The 24,407-nt window shown below is 36.6% G+C and carries 22 protein-coding genes and 1 pseudogene; 12 read left to right on the top strand and 11 right to left on the bottom strand.

Annotated elements, in window-relative coordinates; all coding sequences use genetic code 11:
• Positions 1-939, bottom strand: a complete 939-nt coding sequence (locus tag ACN5J7_RS07315) for a hypothetical protein (RefSeq protein WP_418603391.1) — start codon at positions 937-939, stop codon at positions 1-3.
• Between the two features lie 354 nt (positions 940-1,293).
• Between ACN5J7_RS07315 and ACN5J7_RS07310 the strand changes: the two genes are divergently transcribed.
• The 3 genes from ACN5J7_RS07310 to ACN5J7_RS07300 all read left to right on the top strand — a co-directional run bounded on the left by ACN5J7_RS07310 (position 1,294) and on the right by ACN5J7_RS07300 (position 3,628).
• Positions 1,294-2,673: an MATE family efflux transporter gene (locus ACN5J7_RS07310; RefSeq protein ID WP_418603390.1), complete on the top strand. Its 1,380-nt coding sequence runs from the start codon at positions 1,294-1,296 to the stop codon at positions 2,671-2,673.
• A 97-nt stretch (positions 2,674-2,770) separates the two neighbouring features.
• The gene (locus ACN5J7_RS07305) at positions 2,771-2,998 is read left to right on the top strand and encodes a hypothetical protein (RefSeq protein WP_311940143.1); all 228 of its coding nucleotides are present in this window, start codon (positions 2,771-2,773) and stop codon (positions 2,996-2,998) included.
• Positions 2,999-3,055: 57 nt separating this feature from the next.
• On the top strand, positions 3,056-3,628 hold the full coding sequence (locus tag ACN5J7_RS07300; RefSeq protein WP_418603389.1) for a phosphatase PAP2 family protein: 573 nt from the start codon (positions 3,056-3,058) through the stop codon (positions 3,626-3,628).
• Here the strand turns inward: ACN5J7_RS07300 and meaB are convergent.
• Complete coding sequence (meaB, locus tag ACN5J7_RS07295; RefSeq protein ID WP_418603388.1) at positions 3,625-4,701, bottom strand: methylmalonyl Co-A mutase-associated GTPase MeaB; 1,077 nt, start codon at positions 4,699-4,701, stop codon at positions 3,625-3,627. The genes ACN5J7_RS07300 and meaB overlap by 4 nt on opposite strands.
• A 127-nt stretch (positions 4,702-4,828) precedes the next feature.
• Entirely contained in the window at positions 4,829-5,383 is a 555-nt protein-coding gene (locus ACN5J7_RS07290) for a DUF2911 domain-containing protein (protein ID WP_311940149.1), read from the bottom strand.
• 396 nt (positions 5,384-5,779) lie between these two features.
• Here ACN5J7_RS07290 and ACN5J7_RS07285 point away from each other — a divergent pair, with 396 nt between their 5' ends.
• The 4 genes and pseudogenes from ACN5J7_RS07285 to ACN5J7_RS07270 all read left to right on the top strand — a co-directional run.
• Positions 5,780-6,331 (top strand): RNA polymerase sigma factor, encoded by a 552-nt coding sequence (locus ACN5J7_RS07285; protein WP_418603387.1) that lies wholly within the window; start codon positions 5,780-5,782, stop codon positions 6,329-6,331.
• The gene (locus ACN5J7_RS07280) at positions 6,315-6,884 is read left to right on the top strand and encodes a hypothetical protein (RefSeq protein ID WP_418603386.1); all 570 of its coding nucleotides are present in this window, start codon (positions 6,315-6,317) and stop codon (positions 6,882-6,884) included. The genes ACN5J7_RS07285 and ACN5J7_RS07280 overlap by 17 nt, the downstream gene beginning before the upstream one ends.
• 22 nt (positions 6,885-6,906) lie before the next feature.
• Entirely contained in the window at positions 6,907-8,457 is a 1,551-nt protein-coding gene (locus ACN5J7_RS07275; protein ID WP_418603385.1) for a hypothetical protein, read from the top strand.
• 258 nt (positions 8,458-8,715) lie between these two features.
• Positions 8,716-8,883 (top strand): annotated as a pseudogene (locus ACN5J7_RS07270) (IS110 family transposase); the annotation flags it as partial.
• 40 nt (positions 8,884-8,923) lie between these two features.
• Here ACN5J7_RS07270 and ACN5J7_RS07265 read toward each other — a convergent pair.
• From ACN5J7_RS07265 to ACN5J7_RS07250, 4 genes are all read right to left on the bottom strand, one after another.
• The gene (locus ACN5J7_RS07265; RefSeq protein ID WP_418603384.1) at positions 8,924-9,658 is read right to left on the bottom strand and encodes a hypothetical protein; all 735 of its coding nucleotides are present in this window, start codon (positions 9,656-9,658) and stop codon (positions 8,924-8,926) included.
• 186 nt (positions 9,659-9,844) lie between these two features.
• On the bottom strand, positions 9,845-10,366 hold the full coding sequence (locus ACN5J7_RS07260; protein ID WP_418603383.1) for a YybH family protein: 522 nt from the start codon (positions 10,364-10,366) through the stop codon (positions 9,845-9,847).
• 360 nt (positions 10,367-10,726) lie between these two features.
• Entirely contained in the window at positions 10,727-14,080 is a 3,354-nt protein-coding gene (gene secA / locus ACN5J7_RS07255; protein ID WP_418603382.1) for a preprotein translocase subunit SecA, read from the bottom strand.
• Positions 14,081-14,253: 173 nt separating this feature from the next.
• Entirely contained in the window at positions 14,254-14,475 is a 222-nt protein-coding gene (locus tag ACN5J7_RS07250; protein ID WP_019387375.1) for a DUF2795 domain-containing protein, read from the bottom strand.
• A gap of 59 nt (positions 14,476-14,534) precedes the next feature.
• On the opposite strand from ACN5J7_RS07250, the gene ACN5J7_RS07245 reads away from it, so the two are divergent.
• Positions 14,535-14,855: a hypothetical protein gene (locus ACN5J7_RS07245; protein ID WP_311940176.1), complete on the top strand. Its 321-nt coding sequence runs from the start codon at positions 14,535-14,537 to the stop codon at positions 14,853-14,855.
• Between the two features lie 65 nt (positions 14,856-14,920).
• On the opposite strand, the gene ACN5J7_RS07240 is transcribed toward ACN5J7_RS07245, so the two are convergent.
• The 4 genes from ACN5J7_RS07240 to ACN5J7_RS07225 form a co-directional block, all read right to left on the bottom strand.
• The gene (locus ACN5J7_RS07240) at positions 14,921-15,493 is read right to left on the bottom strand and encodes a cob(I)yrinic acid a,c-diamide adenosyltransferase (RefSeq protein WP_418603381.1); all 573 of its coding nucleotides are present in this window, start codon (positions 15,491-15,493) and stop codon (positions 14,921-14,923) included.
• 88 nt (positions 15,494-15,581) lie between these two features.
• Positions 15,582-15,854, bottom strand: coding sequence for a hypothetical protein (locus ACN5J7_RS07235; protein WP_418603380.1), 273 nt, complete (start codon positions 15,852-15,854; stop codon positions 15,582-15,584).
• Between the two features lie 213 nt (positions 15,855-16,067).
• Positions 16,068-16,841 carry an O-methyltransferase gene (locus ACN5J7_RS07230; protein ID WP_418603379.1) on the bottom strand — a complete coding sequence of 258 codons (774 nt, stop codon included), beginning with the start codon at positions 16,839-16,841 and terminating at the stop codon, positions 16,068-16,070.
• A 127-nt stretch (positions 16,842-16,968) separates the two neighbouring features.
• A complete protein-coding gene (locus ACN5J7_RS07225; RefSeq protein ID WP_418603378.1) occupies positions 16,969-18,831 on the bottom strand; it encodes an ABC-F family ATP-binding cassette domain-containing protein in 1,863 nt (620 codons plus the stop codon).
• Positions 18,832-18,937: 106 nt separating this feature from the next.
• Here ACN5J7_RS07225 and ACN5J7_RS07220 point away from each other — a divergent pair, with 106 nt between their 5' ends.
• From ACN5J7_RS07220 to ACN5J7_RS07205, 4 genes are read left to right on the top strand one after another with little or no spacing between them, the layout of a single operon-like run.
• The gene (locus ACN5J7_RS07220) at positions 18,938-19,732 is read left to right on the top strand and encodes a polysaccharide biosynthesis/export family protein (RefSeq protein ID WP_311940184.1); all 795 of its coding nucleotides are present in this window, start codon (positions 18,938-18,940) and stop codon (positions 19,730-19,732) included.
• Between the two features lie 2 nt (positions 19,733-19,734).
• A complete protein-coding gene (locus ACN5J7_RS07215; protein ID WP_418603377.1) occupies positions 19,735-22,212 on the top strand; it encodes a GumC family protein in 2,478 nt (825 codons plus the stop codon).
• Positions 22,213-22,232: 20 nt separating this feature from the next.
• Positions 22,233-23,126 carry an ABC transporter permease gene (locus ACN5J7_RS07210; RefSeq protein ID WP_418603376.1) on the top strand — a complete coding sequence of 298 codons (894 nt, stop codon included), beginning with the start codon at positions 22,233-22,235 and terminating at the stop codon, positions 23,124-23,126.
• On the top strand, positions 23,123-24,397 hold the full coding sequence (locus ACN5J7_RS07205; RefSeq protein WP_418603375.1) for an ABC transporter ATP-binding protein: 1,275 nt from the start codon (positions 23,123-23,125) through the stop codon (positions 24,395-24,397). Before ACN5J7_RS07210 ends, ACN5J7_RS07205 begins: the two co-directional genes overlap by 4 nt.
• The last annotated feature ends 10 nt before the right edge of the window (positions 24,398-24,407 follow it).

Below are 24,407 nucleotides of genomic sequence, written 5' to 3'. Positions count from 1 at the left end.
TTAATTTTTAAACGGATCAGTGTTAAATTTAATCGTATACAATCTACTCAACCCATTATCGTATTTATTAAACTCGGTTAGTAATTCGTTAAGAGTTAAAGGATTTTTAAAATGCGATTTGGTATTATCTAATTTACTTGTAAAGTAAAGGGTGTTTGTTTTTACATCAACAAATGGGCAATAATCCATTTTTTGGCTATTGATGGTGTCTCCTAAGTTTTTCGCTTTCGTCCAGCCTTCATCAGTGTTATAACTAATATACAAATCGCCACTGCCCAAACCGTCTTTTCGGTTGTAACCACCAAAAATCAAATACGATTCGTCGGGCGCAATAAAAGCATTGTATTCGTAACCTTCAGAATTTATGGTATTTGGTAATGCTTGGGGTTGGGTTAAGTTTCCGTTAATGTTTTTACTTACATAAATATCATCTTTACGTTTTAGCTCGGGGTTATCACGAGTAAAATAAAAGTTTCCGTTTTTGGCTATTGAAGGATAAAACTCCCCATGTTCGGTATTTATCGGGCTTCCCATATTTTTGGGTGAAGACCAATTGCTTTTTAAACCCTGTCGTTCAACATACCAAATGTCAAAATCCTTTGGCTCGTTGCTTGAAGCTTCTATTGGTCTTGTCGATACAAAATAAAGCTTTAACCCATCATGCGAATAAAAAGGTTCTAAATCGAAATACTGTCCAGAAAACGATGCGATTTTTGGATCGTTCCATAAACCATTTATTTTTGAAACGGTAACAATAGCAGATGTGTTCCCCATAACGCTTTGCGCAGAAAACATAATTTCGTTGCCCTTTGGAGCAATGGCAATATCCCTAACATTAGGAAATTGTTTTACAATATGCTCTAAAAATGGCGTAACGTTTTGTTGCGAAAAACTAAAAAATAAATTAAAAGTAAACAGCAGGAATAATAGTCGCTTCATAAAAAAAATAATAGGTATCACAAGATACTAAATGCATGAAATAAAAAATCTAAAAACTATGTTAATGTTAAAATGGAAAAAGAGGCTATCTCTATTTTGAGACAGCCTCTTTTAAAAATTTAGAAACATAAAAGCTTCAGTTTTTTTAAATCCCTATTAAACAAAAGCGAAAATGGTTTCTAATCAAATAGAATAAGCGCTTAACTATGTTGAGGGATTATAAATATACGAATAAATATTTAATAATCAGCTATTTATAGATTTTTTTATAATGTTTAATGTATGAATTATTAATTTTTCAGAAAATTATATCATAAAGTTTAAAAAGCTAAAGCTAAAGTTTACTTTTGCGGGATGCAATTAAAAGATTATACCAAAGAATTCAAATACAATTGGCAATTGGCGGCTCCGGTTATGTTGGGAATGCTAGGGCATACCTTTGTAAGTTTTGTTGATAATATCATGGTTGGTCAATTGGGAACTGCTGAATTGGCTGCCGTATCTTTAGGTAATAGTTTTATGTTTATTGCCATGTCTTTGGGTATCGGGTTTTCAACGGCTATTACGCCTTTGGTCGCCGAGGCTGATGCCGAAGGGAATTTTAAAAATGGCAAATCATCTTTTAAACACGGGTTGTTTTTATGTACGGTTTTAGGTGTTTTATTGTTTTTGGTGGTGTTTTTTGCAAAACCACTTATGTATTTAATGAAACAGCCTGTTGAGGTTGTCGAACTGGCCATTCCGTATTTGGATTTGGTGGCGTTTTCATTAATTCCGTTAATTGTTTTTCAAGGCTTCAAGCAATTCAGCGATGGATTGTCTATGACCAAATATCCCATGTACGCTACCGTTTTAGCCAATATTATAAATGTATTTTTAAACTATATTTTAATTTTTGGAAAATTCGGTTTTCCCGAAATGGGCATCGTAGGTGCCGCTTACGGCACTTTAATATCACGATTTATTATGGTTTGGTATTTATGGTATTTGTTAAAAGGAAAAGACAAATCGAAAGCTTTTGTAACCAATATTAAGTTTTTTGTGCTCAATAAATTGATGCTTAAAAAAATTATAAACCTTGGAGCACCAAGCGCTATGCAAATGTTTTTTGAAGTCGCCATTTTTACCGCTGCCATTTGGCTAAGTGGATTGCTGGGGAAAAATCCGCAAGCGGCAAATCAAATTGCCCTAAACTTGTCGTCAATGACCTTCATGGTTGCCATGGGTTTAAGTGTTGCATCCATGATTAGGGTGGGCAACCAAAAAGGTTTAAAAAGTTATTTTGAGCTGCGCCGTATTGCGTTTTCATTGTTTTTAATGGGCACCTTGTTTGCCGTTGGTTTTGCTATTGTTTTCTTTGCGTTTCATAATCAGTTACCTAAAATATATGTCGATTTTGATGATGCAAAAAATCTGGTTGATAATACCGAAGTGGTTAAAATCGCATCAAAATTATTAATTGCGGCAGCCATTTTTCAAATAAGTGATAGCATCCAAGTTGTGGTTTTAGGCGCATTACGCGGATTGCAAGATGTTAAAATACCAACTGTTATTACCTTTATTTCGTATTGGTTAATTGGTTTTCCCATAAGTTGGTTTTTGGGAAAGGAAGAGGCGTACGGAAGCTTTGGTATTTGGTTAGGATTGCTGGCGGGATTAACAACAGCTGCTATTTTATTGTATATTCGATTTGATTATTTGACAAAAAAATTGATTAAAGTTGAAAGTATTTAAAGTGCGCCTGAGTACTTAAAGTTAAATGAATAAATGATAACTTTGCTTTTTTAAAATAACTTTAGTGCATTTTAGGCACTTATAATTTATAACTTCCATGGCACTTCCAAAATTTATACTTGGCGATAATACAGAATACCCAAATGCTATTTTTGTAATTCATACTGAATTTCCTAGATTTATTATCAATCTTGAAGATGATGAGGTGGAATGGTTTGAGGATTTTGATGTTGAAGACCAAAAGGAATTGGAAAACGAAACCGAGAATGCTATAAAATTAGCGACCGAGTTTTATGATAGCGAAGTGGCAAAATACGAGGAATAGATACCTTGGGAATAGGGAAAGCTGTCTGAAGGTATTCAGCCGGAAAAATTAACAATAATGATTGATACACTTTTAGAATACGACACCGAACTTTTTTTGTTTTTAAATAATTTAGGGGCGCAGCCTTGGGACAATTTGTGGTTAATTATCACCAATAAGTTGGCGTCTATACCGCTTTATGCGTTGTTGTTGTTTTTTCTCTATAAGAAATTTGGAGCGAAATCTTTATTGGTTTTTGTTGTTGTAGTGGCTTTAATGATAACCTTTACCGACCAAATAACCAATGTTTTTAAGCGTACATTCGAGCGTCCGCGACCTTGTGGTGAAGCCGATTTAATTGATCAAATGCGATTTATTGCCGTTCGTTGCGGTAAGTATGGTTTTTTCTCAGGACATGCATCAAACTCCATGGCAGTAGCCGTATTTGCAGGGTTAATGCTTAAACCTTATTATAAAAACCTTATTTTTATTTTATTGTTTTGGAGTGCTGTTTTGGCGTATAGCAGAATTTACGTTGGCGTACATTACCCGTTGGACCTTTTATGCGGATTAACTTTTGGCGCAATTTCAGGGTTTTTATTCTACAAACTGGCAAAATATCTTTTAAACAGATTTGCACCCCAGAATTAATGCGCAAGGTTTAACAAATAATAAGCCGCTGCGAAAGGCGTGGTTTTATTGTTGTCTATTAAATGCAATTGTGTAGCCAATTCTTTTTTAATATCCGGACGGTTAAAAAAATCTGATTTTAATTGGTCTTCGATAGTTTGAATGAGCCAAAATTTATTTTGCTCCTTTCTTTTTTTGTTGAAATAATTATTTTGGGTTGTGGTTTCAATATACTCTAAAATGATATTCCAAATATCGTCAATACCTTCGTTTTTCAGCGCACTGCACAACATAACTTTAGGTTTCCAATTTGAGGTTTTTTGAGGATAGAGGTGTAGCGCTCTGTTGAATTCTACCTTGGCGATTTTAGCCTGTTTTAAATTATCGCCATCGGCTTTATTGATAGCAATGGCATCGGCCATTTCAATAATGCCGCGTTTAATGCCTTGCAGTTCGTCGCCAGCACCCGCTAATTTCAATAATAAAAAGAAATCGACCATACTGTGTACGGTGGTTTCGCTTTGCCCTACGCCAACGGTTTCAATGATAATCACATCAAAACCTGCGGCTTCGCATAAAATGATGCTTTCGCGTGTTTTTCTGGCAACGCCACCTAAGGATTTTCCGGAAGCCGACGGACGGATATACGCATTCTCGTCTTTTACCAATTCTTCCATTCGGGTTTTATCGCCCAAAATACTGCCTTTTGTTAGCGAACTACTTGGGTCGATGGCTAATACGGCAACGCGCTTTCCTAATGCGGTCAAGTGCTTTCCGAAGGTTTCGATAAAGGTGCTTTTTCCAACTCCGGGAACGCCGGTAATACCAATTCTAATGGATTTGTTGGCATGCGGTAAACACCGCTTTATAATGCTATTGGCGATGGGGAAGTGGTCGGTATTTTTACTTTCAACTAAAGTAATGGCCCTGCTTAGGGCCGTAATATCATTTTTTAAGATAGCCGCCACTAAGGTTTTTGGGTTTATTTTAGCGTTGCGTTTCTTTTTTATGTTTTTAATAGAGGCAGCGTTGGTGATTTCGGACTGCGAAACACCTTCATTTTCTTTTAAAGCTGATTTTTTTTCTTTTGCCACGAATGCACGAATGTTTGTCTAATTTACGATAATATTTTAAGACGGAAGACCGAAGACCGAAGACCGAAAACCGAAAACCGAGGCCTAAGGACTGCCAGCTGAAAACTGTCAACTGAAAACTGCCAACTTATTTAAGCGGTACAGCAACTTTTACATCGTCCCAAGCCATGGTTAAAAACAACTTATCGGTCGAGTTATCGAAAGCTATGGTGAATTGCTCGACGGTAGAGTCTAGTTTTTCAACCGGAATATCCACATTAAGCACATCGTAATTGGGGTCCCAATAAGGTTTCATTTCGTTGGTAACACCCCAAGGGTATTGCTTGGAGTTGAAAATTACCGTCCAAACCGAATCTTTGGGCACGGTCCAAAGCGTGTATTTGCCTTTTGGTAAAGGCATGCCGTTTACATCGAGGGTTTGATTGGTCTCAAAGGTAGTTGCTTCGTTTGCACCTGTTCGCCACACTTGATTAAAGGGCACCAAAGCACCAAAAATCTCGCGGTCTTTTTTTGATGGCCTGTTGTAAAATACTTCGAGTTCTAAATCGTTTAGTTTAAATTCTACGGTATCTTTAGGGCTTAAACGATTGGAAAAAATATTTTCAACAAAATAAGAATATAAAAATAATCCAAGTGCTACAACAGACAATAGGATTAAAACGCGTTTTAAAAAGGTGTTCATATAGGAGAATTTATTAAGGGATAAAGATACTTTAAAAAGTAATAATTAATAAAGTTGAAACGTACATTTATTTGGTTTGTTGTGTGGTTGATTTTTTTAGTGAAGACTAACGGCATTTGACCAATGTATATTGAATTTTTAACGGCTATTTACCGCTACCTTGGCGGATAAGCCCGCGTTAGGGATAGTAGCGGCATCCTTTTATTTGGTGACTGAGGTTCTCGAAGTTACCAAATAAAAGATATAGCGGATAGCCCGACCCGCAGGGAACGTCCAAAAACATATCATTCTAAAAAAAAAACAATCTTTTTTGCAACACGTTACTTTTTTAATCGTCTTTTATAATGACTAACTTAATCCCATGTGATGTGGGTTGGAACCAAAAGTAGAATTAGCATGCTTAAAGTTGACATTATTGAACAATGTAAACAAAACAACAGGAAAGCACAATTGCAGTTATACAACCAGTACTGCAACGGGATGTATATTGTTGCCAACCGTTTTTTAAAGAATGCTAATGATGCCGAAGATGTGGTGCAGGAGGCCTTTATTAAAGCGTTTTCCAAACTGCACCAATACAAAGCGGAAGTTACTTTTGGGGCCTGGTTAAAACGTATTGTTGTTAATAAAAGCATTGATTTCTTAAAGTCCAAAAAACAAAAACTTGTGGCCTTGGACGAGGTGCACCTAAAAGTGGTTGATGCCGATAACGACGACAAATGGTTGGTAGACGATGCCATTACATTAAACGATGTAAAAAGGGCTATTGATAATTTACCGGATAAATACCAATATGTGGTGATGCTGTATTTGATAGAGGGTTACGACCATCAGGAAATATCGGAGATTTTAAATATTACCGAAGTCGCATCGCGCACCCAATTGTTTAGAGGTAAAGCAAAATTACAAGAACTGTTAACACTTAAAAAAAATGGCACGAGATATTAGGGAATTATTTAAAGATGATAAGGCTTTGAACGAAAAGATGCCAAAAAACCATCAGGATAGATTTCTTGAAAAGTTGGATAAAGCATTGCCAAAACGAAGAAAACCCCTGTTTTACGGGATGCGTATAGCCGCTAGTTTGGTGGTGTTTTTAGGATTGAGCTTTGTGGCGTATCAATACTTTCAACCCGAAGGCCCTATTGAAGTAGCAACCACAAATGCCGCTGAAATTAAAACATTGGGCGATGTGTCTCCCGGGTTAAAAAAGGTTGAGGATTATTATTTGGCAAGTATCAATTTAGAGTTGTCTAAAATGAAATATACGCCAGATACCAAAGCCATTTTTGATGGTTATTTATTGCAGTTGGATGAATTGGATAAAGAATACCAACGCCTATCAATAGAATTAACCGAGTCCGGACCCAGCGAGTTAACGGTAAATGCCTTAATCGATAATTTAAAATTCCGTTTAAATCTGTTGCATCGTTTACGGTCGCAATTAAACGAATTACAAACTTCTGATGATAATTTTGAAGACACAAAACAAGCCGTCTAATCATCTTAAAAAAATCAAAAAAATGAACAGTACAATTATAAAAATCAAACAATTTGCTTTAGTGTTTTTTATTTCGAGCAGTTTATTGGCTCAACAAAAACTAACCAAAGTATCGCAATCCATTAAAGTAGATAAAGACGTTACCATCGATTTAAACACAAGCCATTGCAATATTGTATTCGATACCTGGAACAAAGGCACAGTGGAAATTGAAGCCTTTATTGAAAGCGACGATTTAAGCAAAGAAGAATTAGAAGCCGTTTTAAAAGACTGGGACGTAAATGTTGCGGGTTCGCAAGGGCAGGTTTCAATAAAAACCAGAGGGCATTCATCATCCCTTTGGGCATATAGCAGCGATGAAGATAATGAGGCTGTACACGCCGTATTAAAAGAGTTGAAGTTTGAATTGGCAGATATGCCCGATTTCGATTTCCACTTTGATATGTCCGATATGCCAGAATTACCCGAATTGCCGGAATTACCAAAAATGCCAAAAATGCCAGAGTTGCCCGAATTGCCAGAGGGCGTAAATAAAATTTATTTCGATTATAATGCCTATAAAAAAGATGGCGAAAAGTATATGGAAGAATACACCAAAAATTTCGAAAAAAAGTTTGGTAAGGATTACGAGGAGAAAATGAAAGCTTGGGGCGAGAAATTCGGAAAGGAATGGGGCGAAAAATACGCCGAACAAATGGAAGAATGGGCAGAAAAGTTTGAAGGCAAATGGGACAATGAAGCCTATGCAGAAAAAATGGAAGCTTGGGGCAAGCGTTTTGCAGAACGCATGAAAGCACAAACAGAACGCGTTGAAGCTCATAAAGAGCGAACCGAAGCACAGGCAAAAGCGCATAAAGAACGGGCCGAACAACTTGCCAAAGCCCATAAAGAACGGGCAGAAGTACATAAAAAGCACGCCAAAGAACGCAAAAAACTATCAGACGAGCGACGTGTTTTAATCGAACGCTTGGTTAACAAAAAGTCGAACTCAAAAGTTAAAAAAACCATCCGGATTAAAATGCCAAAAGGCGCCAAATTAAAAGTCAATGTTAGGCATGGCGAAATAGAATTCGCGTCAAACATCGACAATTTAAAAGCAGATCTATCGCATACCAAATTTACAGCACACAGCATTAATGGGAGTTCTACTTCCATTAATGCTTCCTATTCGCCAGTTTACGTAACGCATTGGAATTTGGGAGAGCTCAATTTAAAATACGTTGAACATGCCGAGTTAAACAATGTAAGGCAGTTGGTATTAAGCGCCAATTCTTCAAATATCGAAATACAAAATCTTTTGGGCAGCGCCATAATCGATGGCAGCATTGGCAACCTGAAAATCTTAAAAATCGACGATGCTTTTAATAACCTAAACCTTATTCTTCAAAATAGCGACGCTGTTATAACGCTTCCAAAAGCCAACCATAATTTGCAGTACAAAGGCACGCGCACACGCTTTAAGCACCCCGAAAAAACTACCGATAATAACCTCTCTTCGTTTACAACCAATAACACCGAAACCAACAAAACCATTGTGGTTAATGCCAAATACAGCAATGTGGTGATGCAGTAGTGTTTACTTATTTATACTCAAAAATTCTTATTTTATTTTTTTTGCGTTACCCCGCTTGGTCGCTGGGGCTCCCGAAGCTGTGTCGGGCTTTCCAATACAATCTTTTTGCTCGTGCCTCACAAAAAGGATTTCCATTTCAATCCCTAACGCGCATTTTTGCTAGTTAATATTTTTAAACCGATAAGTCTTTTGTTTTTTGGAGTGGTTCGGAAAATGGGTTTTGTGTATGATTTCGTTGTGTGTTTTCGCAACTAAATTAGAAAATACAACAAGGCATGTAAGGCTCTTTTTGATAGAATTGTAGCCAAGAAAAAGAGTGCAAAACTAGCGTTAATTGCAGTGGCAAATAAGTTGTTAAAACAGGCTTTTGCTATTGCAAAAAGTGGATTGCCTTATGATGAGAACTATGTTTCAAAATTAGCTTAATAATATTTGTTTTTTAACTCAGTTCTTTGTTGGGCATAGTTTAATTTATAGTTTTCATTAACCAATTTGTTCCTTCAATCAATTCTAAAATTTGCTCTTTAGTAGGCTCAATATCCTTTTTGTGTGAACATATATTTCTAATGTCACCAAGATAGCTGATTTTTCTCCAGTGCGTAACATCGTAGATTTCTTTTTCCTTAAGGAGTTCATTTAAATTTGAGATAGTTGGATTTTTTTTTCGAATTGTAAGATTATGGTTTTTAGCTACCATTTGTAGGTGTCCTTCTATAATTACTCCGCAAATAGCTCCTGAAGCTCTGAGGCTTACTTTCATTACTTGTTTTGCTGATGATAATTCATCTTCTTGTATTTCTGATAAAAGAGTAGATTCAATATTTGATAATATATTATCAATTCTAGATGCTAGCGATATTAAAATAGTATATTGATTATAAAAACAGATAAGAACTTGTTTGTCGGCATCAAAATTTGAATATCCTCTTGGAGAAACATTTTTAATATAGTCTTGAATTACATAAGTTCCATATCCTAATGTTTTTCTTTTAGGGTCGATTTCATAAAAACTTTTAAATTCATTATATCTATCTGAGGCAAGAATTTCTACAACCTTAAGTGCTTTTGAATACCAAGACTGATATTTCATATGAAAAGAAAAACCTTCTTCTTTACTTTCTGCTTGTAAGAATTCCAAAATAAGATTTGCCTCATCAATTAATTCAGATACCTCTTTTTTTATTTCAGTTTTGATTTTCATAAATTATGCCCAACAATTATAAATATTAACTATATACCAATTATGTGTATAATAGTTAATGCACATATTAATGCTGCAAACGAATTTAGATATTTTTTCTGACAATTTCAAGTTGATTTAAACTATTAAAACAAAAAATCCCAATAGACAAACTATCGGGATTTTTAATACTTTAAAACGGTTCTTTTATTTGTTTTCTTCCATTATTAAAGGCGAATGATGCTCGTGTACTATTCTCCAACCATTTTTGGTTTTTACAAGTAACAAGGTCATTTGCTCGTTAACCACCACGAGGTCTTCGCCAAATTTTAAATGAAAATCTGTATGAAGGGTTACATTTGCTACTTGCCCATAAACCGCAATTTTCATGTCGTTCATATCAAATTTCAATATTTCTGAGACCGAACCAAATACATTGCGTTCGTATTTTTCATTTTCTTCGCCGTCATTTCGGGGTTGTCCATCTTTAAATTCAGTAAACTTTGGGCTGTAGGCATGGAAAGAGATTAACTTATCAATATCACCATCCTGCGCACTTTTTGAAATACTATCCATGGTTTGTTTTACTTCCTGTTTGGCTTCAGGAAAATCGTCGTTTAAGAGGTCAATTTTAACTTCTTCAACTTCAACATGTTCCTCTTTTTGTTTACATCCGGTGATTAAAATTCCAAAAATTAAAATCAATGTAAATGATAGTTTTGCTTTCATAAATTTAGTGTTTAATTGGTTTTTGATTTTCAGCAAGTTACAACAATTTAAGACAGTATTATCTTATAAATTAAAACATCAAGTTTATGAAAGCAAAAGAGGCTGTCTAAAAAGTTCTTTGAATTTAATTTGTCAGGTTGAGCTTGTCGAAACCGATCTTGATTGTCAATAAGTTAAAATATTTCGACAAGCTCAATATGACATAGAACTAGACTTTTTAGACAGCCTCTTTAAAATGTTACGTTATTGCGAATCACGCTTTTTTACGCGATGTGGCAATCTGTTAACTGGAGTTTCGAGATTCAATTTAAAAGATTACCACGTCGCCCCGATAGCTATCGGGACGCCTCGAAATGACGTTTATTCCTCAACCAAAACCCAATCGCCTTTGGCAATTAAAGGTTCGGCTTGTTTGTATTTTAAGGTTTTGTTTTCGCCATTTAAAACGTGCTTAATGGTAACGCGGTCGTTTCGCCCAATTTTTGGTCGGTCGCGTACAATGGTTTCAACCACTTCCTGTTGGCGCTGCGTATTTCCTGCCGCTCTGTTTTGCGCAGAACGCTCGTCTAAATTAGGAATCTCGTCTTTTTGGATATTCAGTTTTTCCTTTTTACGTGCTCGCGCTTCTTGAATGGTGTCTTGTGTTTCTTGAGGCAATTCCCCTTTAAACAAGAATGAAATCACATCTTTGTTCACCTGGTCAATCATTGCTTTAAACAACTCGAACGCTTCAAATTTGTAAATCAATAAGGGGTCTTTTTGCTCATGGACCGCCAACTGCACCGATTGTTTTAACTCGTCCATTTTACGTAAATGGGTTTTCCAAGCATCGTCAATAATGGCGAGTGTAATGTTCTTTTCAAAATCGGTAATCAATTGTTTTCCGCCAGATTCGTAGGCTTTCTCCAAATCGGTAACCACGTTTAGGCTTTTTACGCCATCGGTAAACGGAACCACAATACGTTTGAATTTATCGCGCTGCGTTTCGTAAACATTTTTAATAACTGGAAAAGCGATATCGGCATTTCTAGCCATTTTTTCTTTATAATTATCAAAAGCGGCATTGTATATTTTCGAGGTGATTTCCTGTGCCGAAAGCTTCCCGAATTCTTCTTCAGAAATAGGCGAACTCATAGAGAAATAACGAATCAATTCAAACTCGAAATTCTTATAATCGTTGGCGCCTTTATTGGTTTCGGCAATACCTTCCGACGTATCGAAAATCATATTGGCTAAATCTACGCGCAAGCGCTCACCAAATAACGCGTGGTGGCGACGTTTGTAAACCACTTCACGTTGGGCGTTCATAACATCATCGTATTCCAACAAGCGCTTACGAACACCAAAGTTATTTTCTTCAACTTTTTTCTGGGCACGCTCAATGGATTTTGAAATCATGGAATGCTGAATCACTTCGCCTTCTTTTAATCCCATGCGATCCATCATTTTCGCAATACGCTCGCTACCAAACAAACGCATTAAATTATCTTCCAACGATACGTAAAACTGCGAGCTTCCCGGGTCTCCTTGACGACCGGCACGACCACGCAACTGTCTGTCTACACGACGCGAATCATGGCGTTCGGTACCTACAATGGCCAAACCACCAGCAGCTTTAACTTCATCGCTTAACTTAATATCGGTACCACGACCGGCCATATTGGTGGCAATGGTTACTTGTCCCGTTTTGCCGGCTTGATCTACAATTTCAGCTTCTTTTTTATGCTGTTTTGCATTTAATACATTGTGCGATATTTTGCGAATACTCAGCATTTTACCAAGTAATTCGGAAATTTCAACCGAAGTGGTTCCTATTAAAACCGGACGACCAGCTTCTGATAATCTTGTTACATCGTCGATAACCGCATTGTATTTTTCGCGTTTGGTTTTATAAACCAAATCTTCTTTATCGTCCCTGGCAATGGGGCGGTTTGTTGGAATTTCAACCACATCCAGTTTGTAGATTTCCCAAAACTCACCAGCTTCTGTAACCGCAGTACCCGTCATACCCGACAATTTGCGGTACATTCTAAAGTAATTTTGAAGCGTTACCGTAGCAAAGGTTTGGGTGGCATCTTCAATTTTAACGTTTTCTTTCGCTTCAATGGCTTGGTGCAATCCGTCAGAATAACGACGGCCATCCATAATACGACCCGTTTGCTCGTCAACAATCATAACTTTATTTTCCATCACCACGTATTGGGTGTCTTTTTCAAATAAAGCATAAGCCTTTAAAAGTTGATTAAGCGTGTGGATACGCTCCGATTTCACACCAAATTCCTTAAATAAGTCTTCTTTAAGATTGGCTTCTTCTTCGGCCGATAGGCCTTGTTCTTCAATTTTAGCAATTTCAATGCCTATTTCAGGCATGATGAAAAAGTCTGGATTGTCTTTACCGGAAAGGTATTCAATCCCTTTATCGGTCAGTTCAATTTGATTGTTTTTTTCTTCGATAACATAGTACAATTCGGCATCAACCTTTGGCATTTCGCGGTTGTTGTCCTGCATGTAAAAGTTTTCGGTTTTTTGAAGCAATTGTTTTACACCTTCTTCAGATAAAAACTTAATGAGTGCTTTGTTTTTTGGAATACCGCGATACACACGAAGCAGTTGAAAACCACCTTCTTTAGTGTCGCCCGCTTTGATAAGCTTTTTAGCTTCGGCCAAAACGCCCGTTAAATATTTACGTTGTACCGAAACTATATCGTCAACTTTGGGTTTCAGTTCGTTAAACTCGTGGTGTTCACCTTGCGGAATGGGACCGGAAATAATCAAGGGTGTTCGCGCATCATCCACTAAAACCGAATCCACCTCATCAACAATGGCGTAGTGGTGCGGACGCTGTACCAAATCGTCTGGCGAATGCGCCATATTATCACGTAAATAATCGAAACCAAATTCGTTGTTGGTGCCGTAAGTAATGTCGGCGTTGTAGGCTTTAATACGCGCTGCGGAGTTTGGTTGATGGTAATCAATACAATCTACGCTCAATCCGTGAAACTCAAAAATAGGAGCCATCCACGCGCTGTCACGTTTTGCCAAATAATCGTTTACGGTTACCAAATGCACACCTTTACCGGTAAGCGCATTTAAGTACACGGGCAATGTAGCTACCAAGGTTTTACCTTCACCCGTTTGCATTTCGGCAATTTTACCCTGATGCAATGCCACACCGCCAATAAGCTGCACATCGTAGTGCACCATATCCCAGGTAATGGGTTTTCCGGCGGCATCCCACGAATTAGCCCAAATGGCATGGTCGCCATCAAGGGTTACATACGTTTTGTCGCCCGATAACGATCTGTCAAACTCATTGGCTTTAACCGTAATATTCGTGTTGTCCACAAAGCGTTTTGCGGTTTCTTTAACCACGGCAAAAGCTTCGGGCATAATATCGTTTAAGGTGTTTTCAACAGCGTCGTAAGCTTCGTCTTCAATTTTATCGACTTCTTGGTAAATATCTTCACGTCTATCAATATCTTCGGTAGCTTCGGCTTCTTTTAAAAGAGCTTCTTTTCGCTCATTAAAGGGTTTGCGTGTTTCGGCAATAATCCCTTTAAATTCGGCTGTTTTGGCTCTTAGTTCATCGTGCGATAAAGCTTCCAATGCGGCCTCAAAAGTTTTAACTTGTTCAACTATGGGCATTAAAGCTTTTACATCTTGCTTGGATTTATCGCCAACAAACATTTTTAGTACAGAATCTAAAAAACTCATGGGTGTATGTTTTATGTTTACGCTTAGGCAGAGCTAAGTGTAATTAGTTATTTGTATTTTGGTTGATGCTTTTTTTAAAAGCACTCAAAGATACATTATGTAATTATTTTATAAAGATTCAGAATAAAAAAAAAGCCTCAAATCGAGACTTTTTAACTTATCTTTATGTTTTATTAATATTCATCTTCATTCCAAAGATAATCTTCGTCGGTTGGATAATCTGACCAAATTTCCTCAATCGAGTCATACGAGTCGCCTTCGTCCTCAATCGATTGTAAATTTTCAACAACTTCTAACGGTGCGCCAGTTCTAATAGCGTAATCTATCAATTCATCTTTGGTTGCTGGCCAAGGCGCATCACTTAAATACGATGCTAATTCTAAAGTCCAATACATTTTTTATGCGTTTAATTTTTTGCAAAAATAAATTTTTAGTTTAAACACGCAAGGAAAAAATGATTTATTTCATTATTATTTTTAAGAACGTATCCCACCTGCGTTTTAAACCGCTAAAAATTACCGTTGCAGATTCAGGTTTATGGCAAATAAAGCAAGATTATTTTTTTGGGCGTTCCCTTCGCTTCATACCTACAAGGTTGGATACTGAAACAAGTTCAGTACAAGAAACCTTGCAGGAAACGCTTCGGTCGGGCTTTACGCTACAAGTCCTCGCTCCCAAAAAAGGTCGCTGCGGGCTTTTCGCTGCAATCCCTAACGCGGATAACGTACCCATAGAAAATTACTTGTCATTACAAGGAGCTTTTGCGACGTGGTAATCTGTTGCAATTTAAAAGATTGCCTCATTACGCAAAAAAGCGTAATTCGCAATGACGAATTTAGTTTAATGTTTCTCAGGAATCCACTTCACCTCATTTGCTTGCAAGTCAAACGACAACTTTCGTGCCAACACAAACAAATAGTCAGAAAGCCGGTTTAAGTAAGTTAGGGCATTGGCCTCAAAAGGTTCCAAATCGTTAAGTGCCGAGGCCAAACGTTCGGCCCTACGGCACACACAGCGTGCAATATGACAGAATGACACCGTTTGATGCCCACCCGGAAGCACAAAATGCGTCATTGGTGGCAACGACTCGTTCATCGTGTCCATTTCCTGTTCTAAGCGTTCAATGTTTTCTGCGGTAATCTTTTCAATATTCAAGCGTTCTTTACCGCTTTTTAAAATCGCTTTTTCGGGGTCGGTGGCCAAAATTGCGCCAATAGTAAATAATCGATCTTGAATGTGCATCAATACGGCTTTGTAGTGCTCATTAATATCTTGGTCGCGAATTAAGCCCAAATGCGAGTTGAGTTCATCAATCGTTCCGTAGCTTTCAATACGAATATGGTGTTTGGCTACGCGCGTACCACCAAATAATGCCGTGGTGCCTTTGTCGCCTGTTTTGGTGTAAATCTTCATACTACGAAGTTAAATCATTTCTCGCAAAGGCGCAAAGGCGCAAAGATTTATGTGCTTGCTTTTTTTTTTTTTTTTTTTTGCCACGAATTCACGAATGATAATTTCTTGGTAAAATGCCTTGGCGTATTGAAAATTCAATAATTATTAAATCTAAATTTTCAATCAATTTTATTTGTTTGTCAGACCAATCATTCTTTTTAGCTAGCTCATAGAAAAGATAATTATGGGTTTGTATTGATGTGATTGGAAATAATTCATCAATCTTATTGTTTTTTATTTTTGCTAAAGTTTCTTGAACTTCTAATTTAAAATGACCTATGTTTTTTGTAGTCTGTGTAAATGAAGTTTGATTTTTCGTCAAAACTATTTGATATCTTATTTAATAGTATGGTTGCTTCATTTTTTAATTGTGAATTGGACAATCCTTCATAAAAATTAGCTTCAAATTTCTTTTTTTCCTTTTTAAATTTAAAGATGCCAGCAATAAGAAGGACTGGAATGATGAACCAAAATATATGCATATATTTTAAATTTAAATTAATGTAATCGACTTATCAACTTCATAGCAAACAAACTAAACTCTTATTACAAAATGTTCCTTAACCTGCTCTTTCCTAAAAAACACAAATCCCCAGAAAAACGTATCAATTGAAACGCTTACTTTGGGGTGTTGTTTTATGGTTTCCCAGGCCTCGGTCATGTCTTTGCTCCAATAAATATCATCAAAAATAAAAACTGAATCGTTGTGTGCGGTTTCAATTAAAGTTTCAAAATATTTTAAAGTCGCTTCTTTTTGGTGGTTGCCATCAAAGAAAATGAAGTCGTATTTGTTTGATGCCAATGCTTTTGTTGCGTTATCAAAATTATCAGTAATAACGGTGATGTGGTTTAGGTTGTGCTTTTCAAAATTGGCTTTCGTAAAATTTGAAATATTCGGGCAACCTTCAATGCTTGTAATATCTGCTTTGGGGTTGGCTAAGTGCATCGCTTGTGTGGCTATGCCCAACGATGTGCCCAATTCCAATATCGTTTCAAATTCAAAATAACGAACCAATCTGTGTAAAAGTTTGGCTCTTTTATAAGTAGTGCCCGCATTTTTTGCCATATCAGGAACACTTCTTTGGGTGCGTTTTAAAACTCGCGAGCCTGCACCTAAATCGGTTACTTTAATGTTGGTTTTCGCTTTTAGGAGTGCATTTCTGTAGTTTATAATGTTTTTATACGCAGGGTAATTGGCGGTATCGTAAAAGCATTTGGTTACCAAATTATAAACAAAAGGCGAATGCACACCGTGTTGGTTGGTGGATTTTAAAAGGAATTTTATGTATTGTTTTATTTGGTAAAGCATTATTTTAGTTCAGAGTTCAGAGTTCAGAGTTCAGAGTTCAGAGTTCAGAGTTCAGAGTTCAGAGTTCAGAGTTCAGAGTTCAGAGTTCGGGAAACTTTGCGTCTTTGCGTCTTTGCGAGAAAAAAAACTAATCTTCTAATTTAGAAGACAATTCAAACCAGCGTTCCTCCTTGGTTTCAATAGTGTCAATGATTTTTTGAAGCTCGTCAGACAGTTTATTGATTTCATCTTGCGATAAATCCGGATTATTGAATTTGTTTTCCAGTTCTTTTTTATCAAAAGCTAAAGCGTTTAGTTTGCTTTCAATGTTCCGCAGTTCTTTTTCTTCGTTAAACGATAGTTTTGAAGCTTCATTTTGTTTCCAAGAGGTATGGTCTTTTTTATCTTCGGTAACTTCAGAAATTACGGGTTGGCTATCTTCATAAACCCGATAATCGGTGTAATTTCCAGGGAAATCCTCAATAACCCCGTCACCCTTAAAAACAAAAAGATGATCGACCACTTTATCCATAAAATACCGGTCGTGCGAAACCACAATAATGCAACCCGGAAAATCCAAAAGAAAACTTTCAAGCACATTTAAGGTAACGATATCCAAATCGTTGGTGGGCTCATCGAGAATTAAAAAATTGGGATTCTGAATTAAAACCGTGCATAAATAGAGGCGTTTACGCTCGCCACCACTTAGTTTTTCAACAAAGTCGTATTGTTTTTTTCGGCTGAATAAAAAACGTTCCAACAGTTGCTGCGCGCTAATTTGTCGTCCTTTTTTTAAGGGAATGTAATCTCCAAATTCACGGATCACATCAATAACCTTTTGTTCGGGTTTTATGGTGATGCCGTCTTGGGTATAATAACCAAATTTTACGGTATCGCCCCTAACAACCTTCCCCGAATCGGGTTGGGCCGTTTGGGTTAAAATATTTAAAAACGTGGTTTTTCCGGTGCCGTTTTTACCAATAATACCAACGCGTTCGCCTTTTTTAAAGGTGTATTCAAATTTATCAAGAATAATTTTATCCTTAAAAGCTTTTGATACGTTGTGGAATTCCAGAATTTTACTGCCCAAGCGCTCCATATTCAATTCCAGCTGCACTTCGTGGTCGTTTCTGCGTTGGTGGGCGCGGTGTTCTATATCGGCAAAATCATCAATTCTGGATTTCGATTTTGTGGTTCGTGCTTTGGGTTGGCGGCGCATCCACGTTAATTCCTTTTTAAAGAGCTGTTTGGCTTTTCCGGTTTCAACGGCTTCCCGTTCAATTCGGGCATCGCGTTTTTCCAAGTAATACGAATAGTTGCCTTTGTAGCTGTAAAGTTGCCCTTCATCTAATTCTATAATTTCGTTACACACGCGCTCTAAAAAATAACGGTCGTGCGTAACCATAAAAAGCGTGAGGTTTTCTTTGGCAAAAAAATCTTCGAGCCATTCAATCATCTCCAAATCCAAATGGTTGGTGGGCTCGTCTAAAATCAACAAATCGGGTTTGTTAATTAAAGCATTCGCTAGTGCTAAACGCTTTTTTTGTCCACCGGAAAGCGCACTCACTTTATGGCTTAAATCATCAAGTTTTAACTTAAAAAGGATTTGTTTGTAAATGGTTTCAAAATCCCACGCTTGGTGTTGCTCCATAGCATCAAAGGCGCTTTGATAGGCCTCGGTATCATCCGGATTTAAAAGTGCCTTTTCGTAATTCGATATCACTTTTAAAATGGGGTTTTCGCTCGCTAGAATGGTTTCTTCAACAGTTAATGCGTTATCAAATTTGGGGTTTTGGGAGAGGAATGAAACTTTAATGTCCTTTCTGTAAATAATGTTGCCGGAATCGGCTTGGTCATCGCCCGAAAGAATATTTAAAATGGAGGTTTTCCCCGTACCATTTTTAGCGACAAAAGCAATTTTTTGGTCTTTGTGGATGCTAAAGGAAAGGTCTTTAAAAAGCGTTACCTCGCCGTAAGATTTCGATATGTTTTCTACTGTTAAATAATTCAAAGGGATAATTTTTCTGCAAATAACGGATAAAAAACCAAAAATACTGATATATGTTTTATTGTTCAAGACGAAAAGTTATATTTGTTGGATATCAACGTGCCTCAGTATGACAAGATTATTTTTAATAGCCTTACTAACCATTGCTTCTGTGTCAGTGTCCTGCGTCCCGTACAAAGACACGCTTTACCTTCAAAATAAAAACACTGCAACGGATTCAACCCAAATTATTGTTGAGAAACAAAAGCCGTATCGGGTACAAATCAACGATATTTTAAATATCAGAATTAAGGCTGCAAAGCAAGAAACAGTACAGATTTTTAATCCCATTGGAGAAGGTGATTTGAATGCCAGTAGCGAAGAGCGTGCTTATTTTGATGGGTTTACTGTGGATTTACACGGTAATATATTGATGCCTAAATTGGGCGAAATTAATGTGTTGGGTTTTACTACGGATGAAATAAAGCAAATTATTGAAAACAAATTATTGGAAACCGAATACAAAGCCGCCAACGATATTTTTGTAACCGTAAAACTAACCGGATTACAATACACCGTTACGGGCGAAGTTGGGAGTACGGGCACCAAAACCATTTTTAAAGAACGTGTTAATATTTTTGAAGCACTGGCGAATTCTGGCGATATACCAGACACCGGCGATAAAAAAGACGTGTTGATTATTAGGCAATTTCCGCAAGGGCAAAAAATATTCCATCTGGATTTAACCGATACCAATGTTATGAATTCGCCTTACTATTATATCCAGCCCAACGACATGATTTACGTGAAACCCTTAAAACAAAAATCTTGGGGAACGGGCACAAACGCCATTCAAAACATTGGAGCAATTGCTACCGTTTTATCATTAATTACAACAACTATTTTACTTTTAGATAGGATATAGCCATGGCTTACGACGATATAGAAGATATAGAATACTCCGAGCAAAAGAGCCTTAATTTTGATTTAAGGGGCTTCCTGTTTAAGCTGTTAAAATTCTGGAAATTATTTGTAATTTCTATCGCCATAGGCTTGTTTGTAGCGTATTCTGTTAATGATAGAAAACAGAATATTTACAGGCTGAGTTCTTTAATATCGTTAGAGAACGACCAAAATCCGTTTTTTACCGCGAACACCAGTATTTCGTTTAATTGGGGCGGCGTTTCCGGTAAAGTAGGCAAAACCATTATAGCATTAAAAACCAGAAACCACAACGAGCTTGTTGTTGATTCGTTACAGTTTTACATTCAGTATCTTAAAGAAGGTAAATACCGAAAAGAGGATATTTACAAAAAAGCGCCGTTTTACATTGATATAGATAAAAACAAGGGGCAATTACTCGGGAAACCCATAGGCATAAAATTTCTTAGCCAAACACAATATGAGCTTTTTATAAATTTTGAAAACGAAAAAGCTACAACTCAAAAATACAGCGATAAATCGGTGCAAAGTGTTGCCTTACCAAAAGGTAAGTTTTCTAAAATCTTTGACGTTGGCGAGCCCGTTGATTTGGCGTTTGCAAAGTTTACTTTAAACTTAAAAGACGATGTAGCCATTGCTCCAAATTCAGAATATTTTATACAGTTTTTAAGTTTTGATGGTGTTGTAAACGGCTACAAAGGAAGGTTAACTGTAGCACCTTACAATAAAACATCGTCATCTATATTAACATTGGCATTATCAGGAAATAACAAGCAAAAAATTGTTGATTATTTGAATGCCACGACAGCCATTTTAAGTACCACGGATTTAGAACGGAAAAACCAATACGCCACAAACACCATTAAGTTTATTGATAGCAGTTTAAGTATTGTTAACACAGAATTAAAAGCCATTACCGACACGATGAATGCTTTTAGAAAGCAAACCAAAATGTTTAATGTGGATGAGGAGCTTTTACAGATTTCGGAAAAAATAAGTGAATTAGAATCGCGTGAAGAAGAAAACCAATCTAAATTACAGTATTTAAGTATTCTGGCAGATTATTTACGAACTAAAACAGATTACACCAAAATTGCCGCTCCAACATCGGTAGGGATTGAAGAGATGAACATTGCGGGTAGCGTAAGTAAAATAACGGCATTGGCCATACAAAGGCAGGAGCTTGAGCAATTGGTGCAAGAAGGGTCTTCATCTTTACAGGAATTGGACGGAAGCATTGATGCCGAGAAGAATGTGTTGTTGGAAACCATTGCTTCAACAAAAAAAACAATAAATATTCAGCTTAATCGCGTTAGGCAAACAAAGGCTAATTTACAAAACAGGTTAAACGATTTGCCCGAAGACCAACAACAGTATTTAAAAATCCAACGTAATTTAAATATAAGTCAAGAGGCATATAATGTATATATGGCCAAACGTAGCGAGGCCGCTATTGTTAAAGCCGCAAATATTTCAGATATTTCAATAATTGAAGCCGCCAAAGATGTTGGAGGCGGATTGATAGGGCCTAATAAGAATTTGAATTATATGATGGCCTTATTAGTTGGTTTCTTTGGGCCTTTTGCACTGGTTTTTATTCTGTTTCTGTTGGACAACACCATTCACGGTGCCGATGAAGTAAAGCGTCTGTCAAAAATCCCTATACTTGGTTTGGTGGGCAAATTCGAGCACGATAACAGCTTAGTAGTTCATGAAAAACCAAAATCGGCGGTAGCCGAATCATTTAGAGCCATTCGTTCCAGCTTGCAGTTTTTCTATAAAAAAACAGATAAAAAGGGCGGGCGTACCATTATGTTAACATCTTCAGTGAGTGGGGAAGGCAAAACATTTTGCTCTATTAACATAGCTAGTGCCTATGCCTTATCGGGTAAAAAGACGATTCTTTTGGGGTTGGATTTGCGCAAACCCAAGATTTTTGGTGATTTTAATATCGATAATAATACCGGAATCGTTAACTATTTTATTGGGGATAAAAGCTTGGAAGAAGTAACGTTTAAAAGCCATATTGAGAACTTAGATGTGATTACTTCGGGCCCCATTCCGCCAAATCCTTCGGAATTATTGATGAGCGATGCCATGACCGAGCTGATTGAAGAATTAAGGAAAACCTATGATATGATTGTCCTCGATTCGCCGCCATTAGGTTTGGTTACCGATGCTTTGGAACTTTCGCAATTTGCGGATGCATCCTTATTTGTAATTAGATTGAATTACACAAAAAAAGGCATGTTAGAGCTTGTAAATGCCAAGCATAAAACAGGAGAATTGAAAAATGTAAGTTATGTGTTGAATTTCTATAAGCATAACAAAAGCCATGGTTATGGTTACGGTTATGGTTACGGTTATAGTTATGGATATGGTGTTTACGGCAATGCCTATCATGAAAACACTAAAAAGAAAACGTTTATAGATAAAGTAAAAAATTGGCTTAAAATAGGTTAATAAACAACCCAAAACACACATTGAATACGTCAAAAAACGATAATTGGTTATATACCATCTCTCCAAAACAAAGTTTGATTCATTTGAATTTTAAGGAGATTTGGCAATACAGGGATTTGCTGTTTTTGTTTGTAAAAAGAGATGTGATTACGCTTTACAAACAAACCATTTTAGGGCCTTTGTGGTATTTTATCCAACCATTATTTACCTCTATTATTTTCACTTTGGTTTTTAATAATATTGCTGATATTGAAGTAGGCAAGGGTATTCCTGCATTTCTTTTTAATTTAGCAGGAATCACTTCTTGGAATTATTTTAGCGAATGTATTAAGGGCACAAGCGATACTTTTAAGAAAAACCAAAACATATTCGGAAAAGTATATTTCCCAAGGGTAATTATGCCCATGTCTACGGTAGTTTCAAATCTAATAAAGTTGGGTATTCAGCTTTTAGTATTCGTTTGCTTTTATATGTATTTTGTTTTTTTTACTGACAAAGCAAGCCTTAGTTTGCCACAGATAGAATTAATTTTACTGCCCATTTTAATACTTTTAATGGGGATTTTAGGTTTAGGATTAGGAATGATAATTTCATCGATGACCACTAAATATCGAGATTTATCCTTTCTTGTTGCCTTTGGTGTTCAACTCCTTATGTATGGTTCAGCAGTAATGTATCCCTTGTCTTTAATTAAAGAAAAGGTGGCAGAAGGCAGTATATCTAATTTTGTAGGTATGTTGATTGAATACAATCCCATGACGATTATTATAGAGTTATTTAGATATATGACTTTAGGTGTTGGCGACTTTTCTATGTATAAAATAGGTTTTGCGCTTGTGTTTGGTATTATAATATTTTTATTGGGATTAATTGTTTTTAACAAAACGGAAAAAAACTTTATCGATACCGTATGACCGATAACCAAATCATATTAAAAGTAGATAATATTTCCAAGCAATACCGTTTGGGTTTGATTGGTACAGGTACCATTAGTCATGATCTCAATCGTTGGTGGAGCAAAATTAGAGGGAAGGGTGACCCTTATTTAAAAGTAGGTGATGTAAATGACAGAAAGGTAAAAAGCGACTCCGATTATGTTTGGGCACTTCGCAATATAGATTTTGAAGTTGCTAAAGGTGAGGTTTTAGGCATTATAGGAAAGAATGGAGCGGGTAAATCAACACTATTAAAAATACTTTCAAAAGTTACAGGGCCAACCCAGGGGGAAATAAAAACAAAAGGTAGAATAGCTTCTTTATTAGAGGTGGGTACTGGTTTTCATCCCGAAATGACAGGTCGCGAAAACATTTTTTTAAATGGTGCTATTTTGGGAATGACCAAAAAGGAGATAAAATCTAAAATAGATGAAATAATAGATTTTTCTGGATGCCAAAAATATATCGACACACCCGTAAAACGATATTCTTCGGGAATGCGTGTGAGATTAGCATTTGCCGTAGCGGCACATTTAGAGCCCGATATTCTAGTAATTGATGAGGTTTTGGCAGTTGGCGATGCCGAATTCCAAAAAAAAGCCATTGGAAAAATGCAAGATATTAGTAAGGGCGAAGGCCGTACTATTCTTTTTGTAAGTCATGATATGGCTGCCGTTAAAAGTTTATGTACAAGAGGCATCCTTTTGGAAAACGGACAGATTTCTTTTGAAGGCACCATTGAAGACACCGTTGAATATTATTTAAAAGAGAGCTATAATAAAAACTCAAATACCGGTTTGATTGAGTTTCCGGAAAATAATAAATCAACTCAAATTAAGAGCTTGGAAATTCTAAGAACAGATAAATCAAAAACAAGTGTATTTTTAATGGGAGAACCTATTGTGTTTAAAATTAATGTGCGTAACAAAGCCGTTTTAAACCGAATAAAAGCTAGTGTGGTAATTACATCGGCAAATGGCGTTAAGGTTACCGCTTTAAGGTCGCACGAAATGACTCAGCATTATTTTTCAAAGGATACGGATTTTTCTATTTCGGTAAAACTAAAAGATGTTAATTTAATGCCCAATAGCTATTTTGTTACGCTTGCACTTTTAGAGAATAATTACGACATTGAGGTTATTCAACAATGTACTTCGTTTTCGGTTATAGCAAACGATATTTATAAAACGGGAAAAATTCCAAAGGGAAAGTTCCTTACCTTTTCAAGAGCAGAATGGAGTTTTGAATAGAACAATTAAA

The organism is Hwangdonia sp., from assembly GCF_048381975.1.
GTDB lineage: Bacteria > Bacteroidota > Bacteroidia > Flavobacteriales > Flavobacteriaceae > Hwangdonia > Hwangdonia seohaensis.
The sequence above is the reverse complement of the archived record's forward strand: the minus strand, read 5'-3'. Positions and strand labels throughout refer to the sequence as shown.

Excerpts from the sequence above, each read along its gene's own strand:
- ACN5J7_RS07275 (WP_418603385.1), top strand. The coding sequence starts at position 6,907 with ATGAACAGTACAATTATAAAAATCAAACAATTTGCTTTAGTGTTTTTT.
- ACN5J7_RS07315 (WP_418603391.1), bottom strand. The coding sequence starts at position 939 with ATGAAGCGACTATTATTCCTGCTGTTTACTTTTAATTTATTTTTTAGT.
- ACN5J7_RS07285 (WP_418603387.1), top strand. The coding sequence starts at position 5,780 with ATGCTTAAAGTTGACATTATTGAACAATGTAAACAAAACAACAGGAAA.
- ACN5J7_RS07215 (WP_418603377.1), top strand. The coding sequence starts at position 19,735 with ATGGCTTACGACGATATAGAAGATATAGAATACTCCGAGCAAAAGAGC.
- ACN5J7_RS07265 (WP_418603384.1), bottom strand. The coding sequence starts at position 9,658 with ATGAAAATCAAAACTGAAATAAAAAAAGAGGTATCTGAATTAATTGAT.
- ACN5J7_RS07230 (WP_418603379.1), bottom strand. The coding sequence starts at position 16,841 with ATGCTTTACCAAATAAAACAATACATAAAATTCCTTTTAAAATCCACC.
- ACN5J7_RS07260 (WP_418603383.1), bottom strand. The coding sequence starts at position 10,366 with ATGAAAGCAAAACTATCATTTACATTGATTTTAATTTTTGGAATTTTA.
- ACN5J7_RS07305 (WP_311940143.1), top strand. The coding sequence starts at position 2,771 with ATGGCACTTCCAAAATTTATACTTGGCGATAATACAGAATACCCAAAT.
- ACN5J7_RS07205 (WP_418603375.1), top strand. The coding sequence starts at position 23,123 with ATGACCGATAACCAAATCATATTAAAAGTAGATAATATTTCCAAGCAA.
- ACN5J7_RS07280 (WP_418603386.1), top strand. The coding sequence starts at position 6,315 with ATGGCACGAGATATTAGGGAATTATTTAAAGATGATAAGGCTTTGAAC.
- ACN5J7_RS07290 (WP_311940149.1), bottom strand. The coding sequence starts at position 5,383 with ATGAACACCTTTTTAAAACGCGTTTTAATCCTATTGTCTGTTGTAGCA.
- ACN5J7_RS07240 (WP_418603381.1), bottom strand. The coding sequence starts at position 15,493 with ATGAAGATTTACACCAAAACAGGCGACAAAGGCACCACGGCATTATTT.
- ACN5J7_RS07310 (WP_418603390.1), top strand. The coding sequence starts at position 1,294 with ATGCAATTAAAAGATTATACCAAAGAATTCAAATACAATTGGCAATTG.
- secA (WP_418603382.1), bottom strand. The coding sequence starts at position 14,080 with ATGAGTTTTTTAGATTCTGTACTAAAAATGTTTGTTGGCGATAAATCC.
- ACN5J7_RS07250 (WP_019387375.1), bottom strand. The coding sequence starts at position 14,475 with ATGTATTGGACTTTAGAATTAGCATCGTATTTAAGTGATGCGCCTTGG.
- ACN5J7_RS07245 (WP_311940176.1), top strand. The coding sequence starts at position 14,535 with ATGATTTATTTCATTATTATTTTTAAGAACGTATCCCACCTGCGTTTT.
- ACN5J7_RS07220 (WP_311940184.1), top strand. The coding sequence starts at position 18,938 with ATGACAAGATTATTTTTAATAGCCTTACTAACCATTGCTTCTGTGTCA.
- ACN5J7_RS07300 (WP_418603389.1), top strand. The coding sequence starts at position 3,056 with ATGATTGATACACTTTTAGAATACGACACCGAACTTTTTTTGTTTTTA.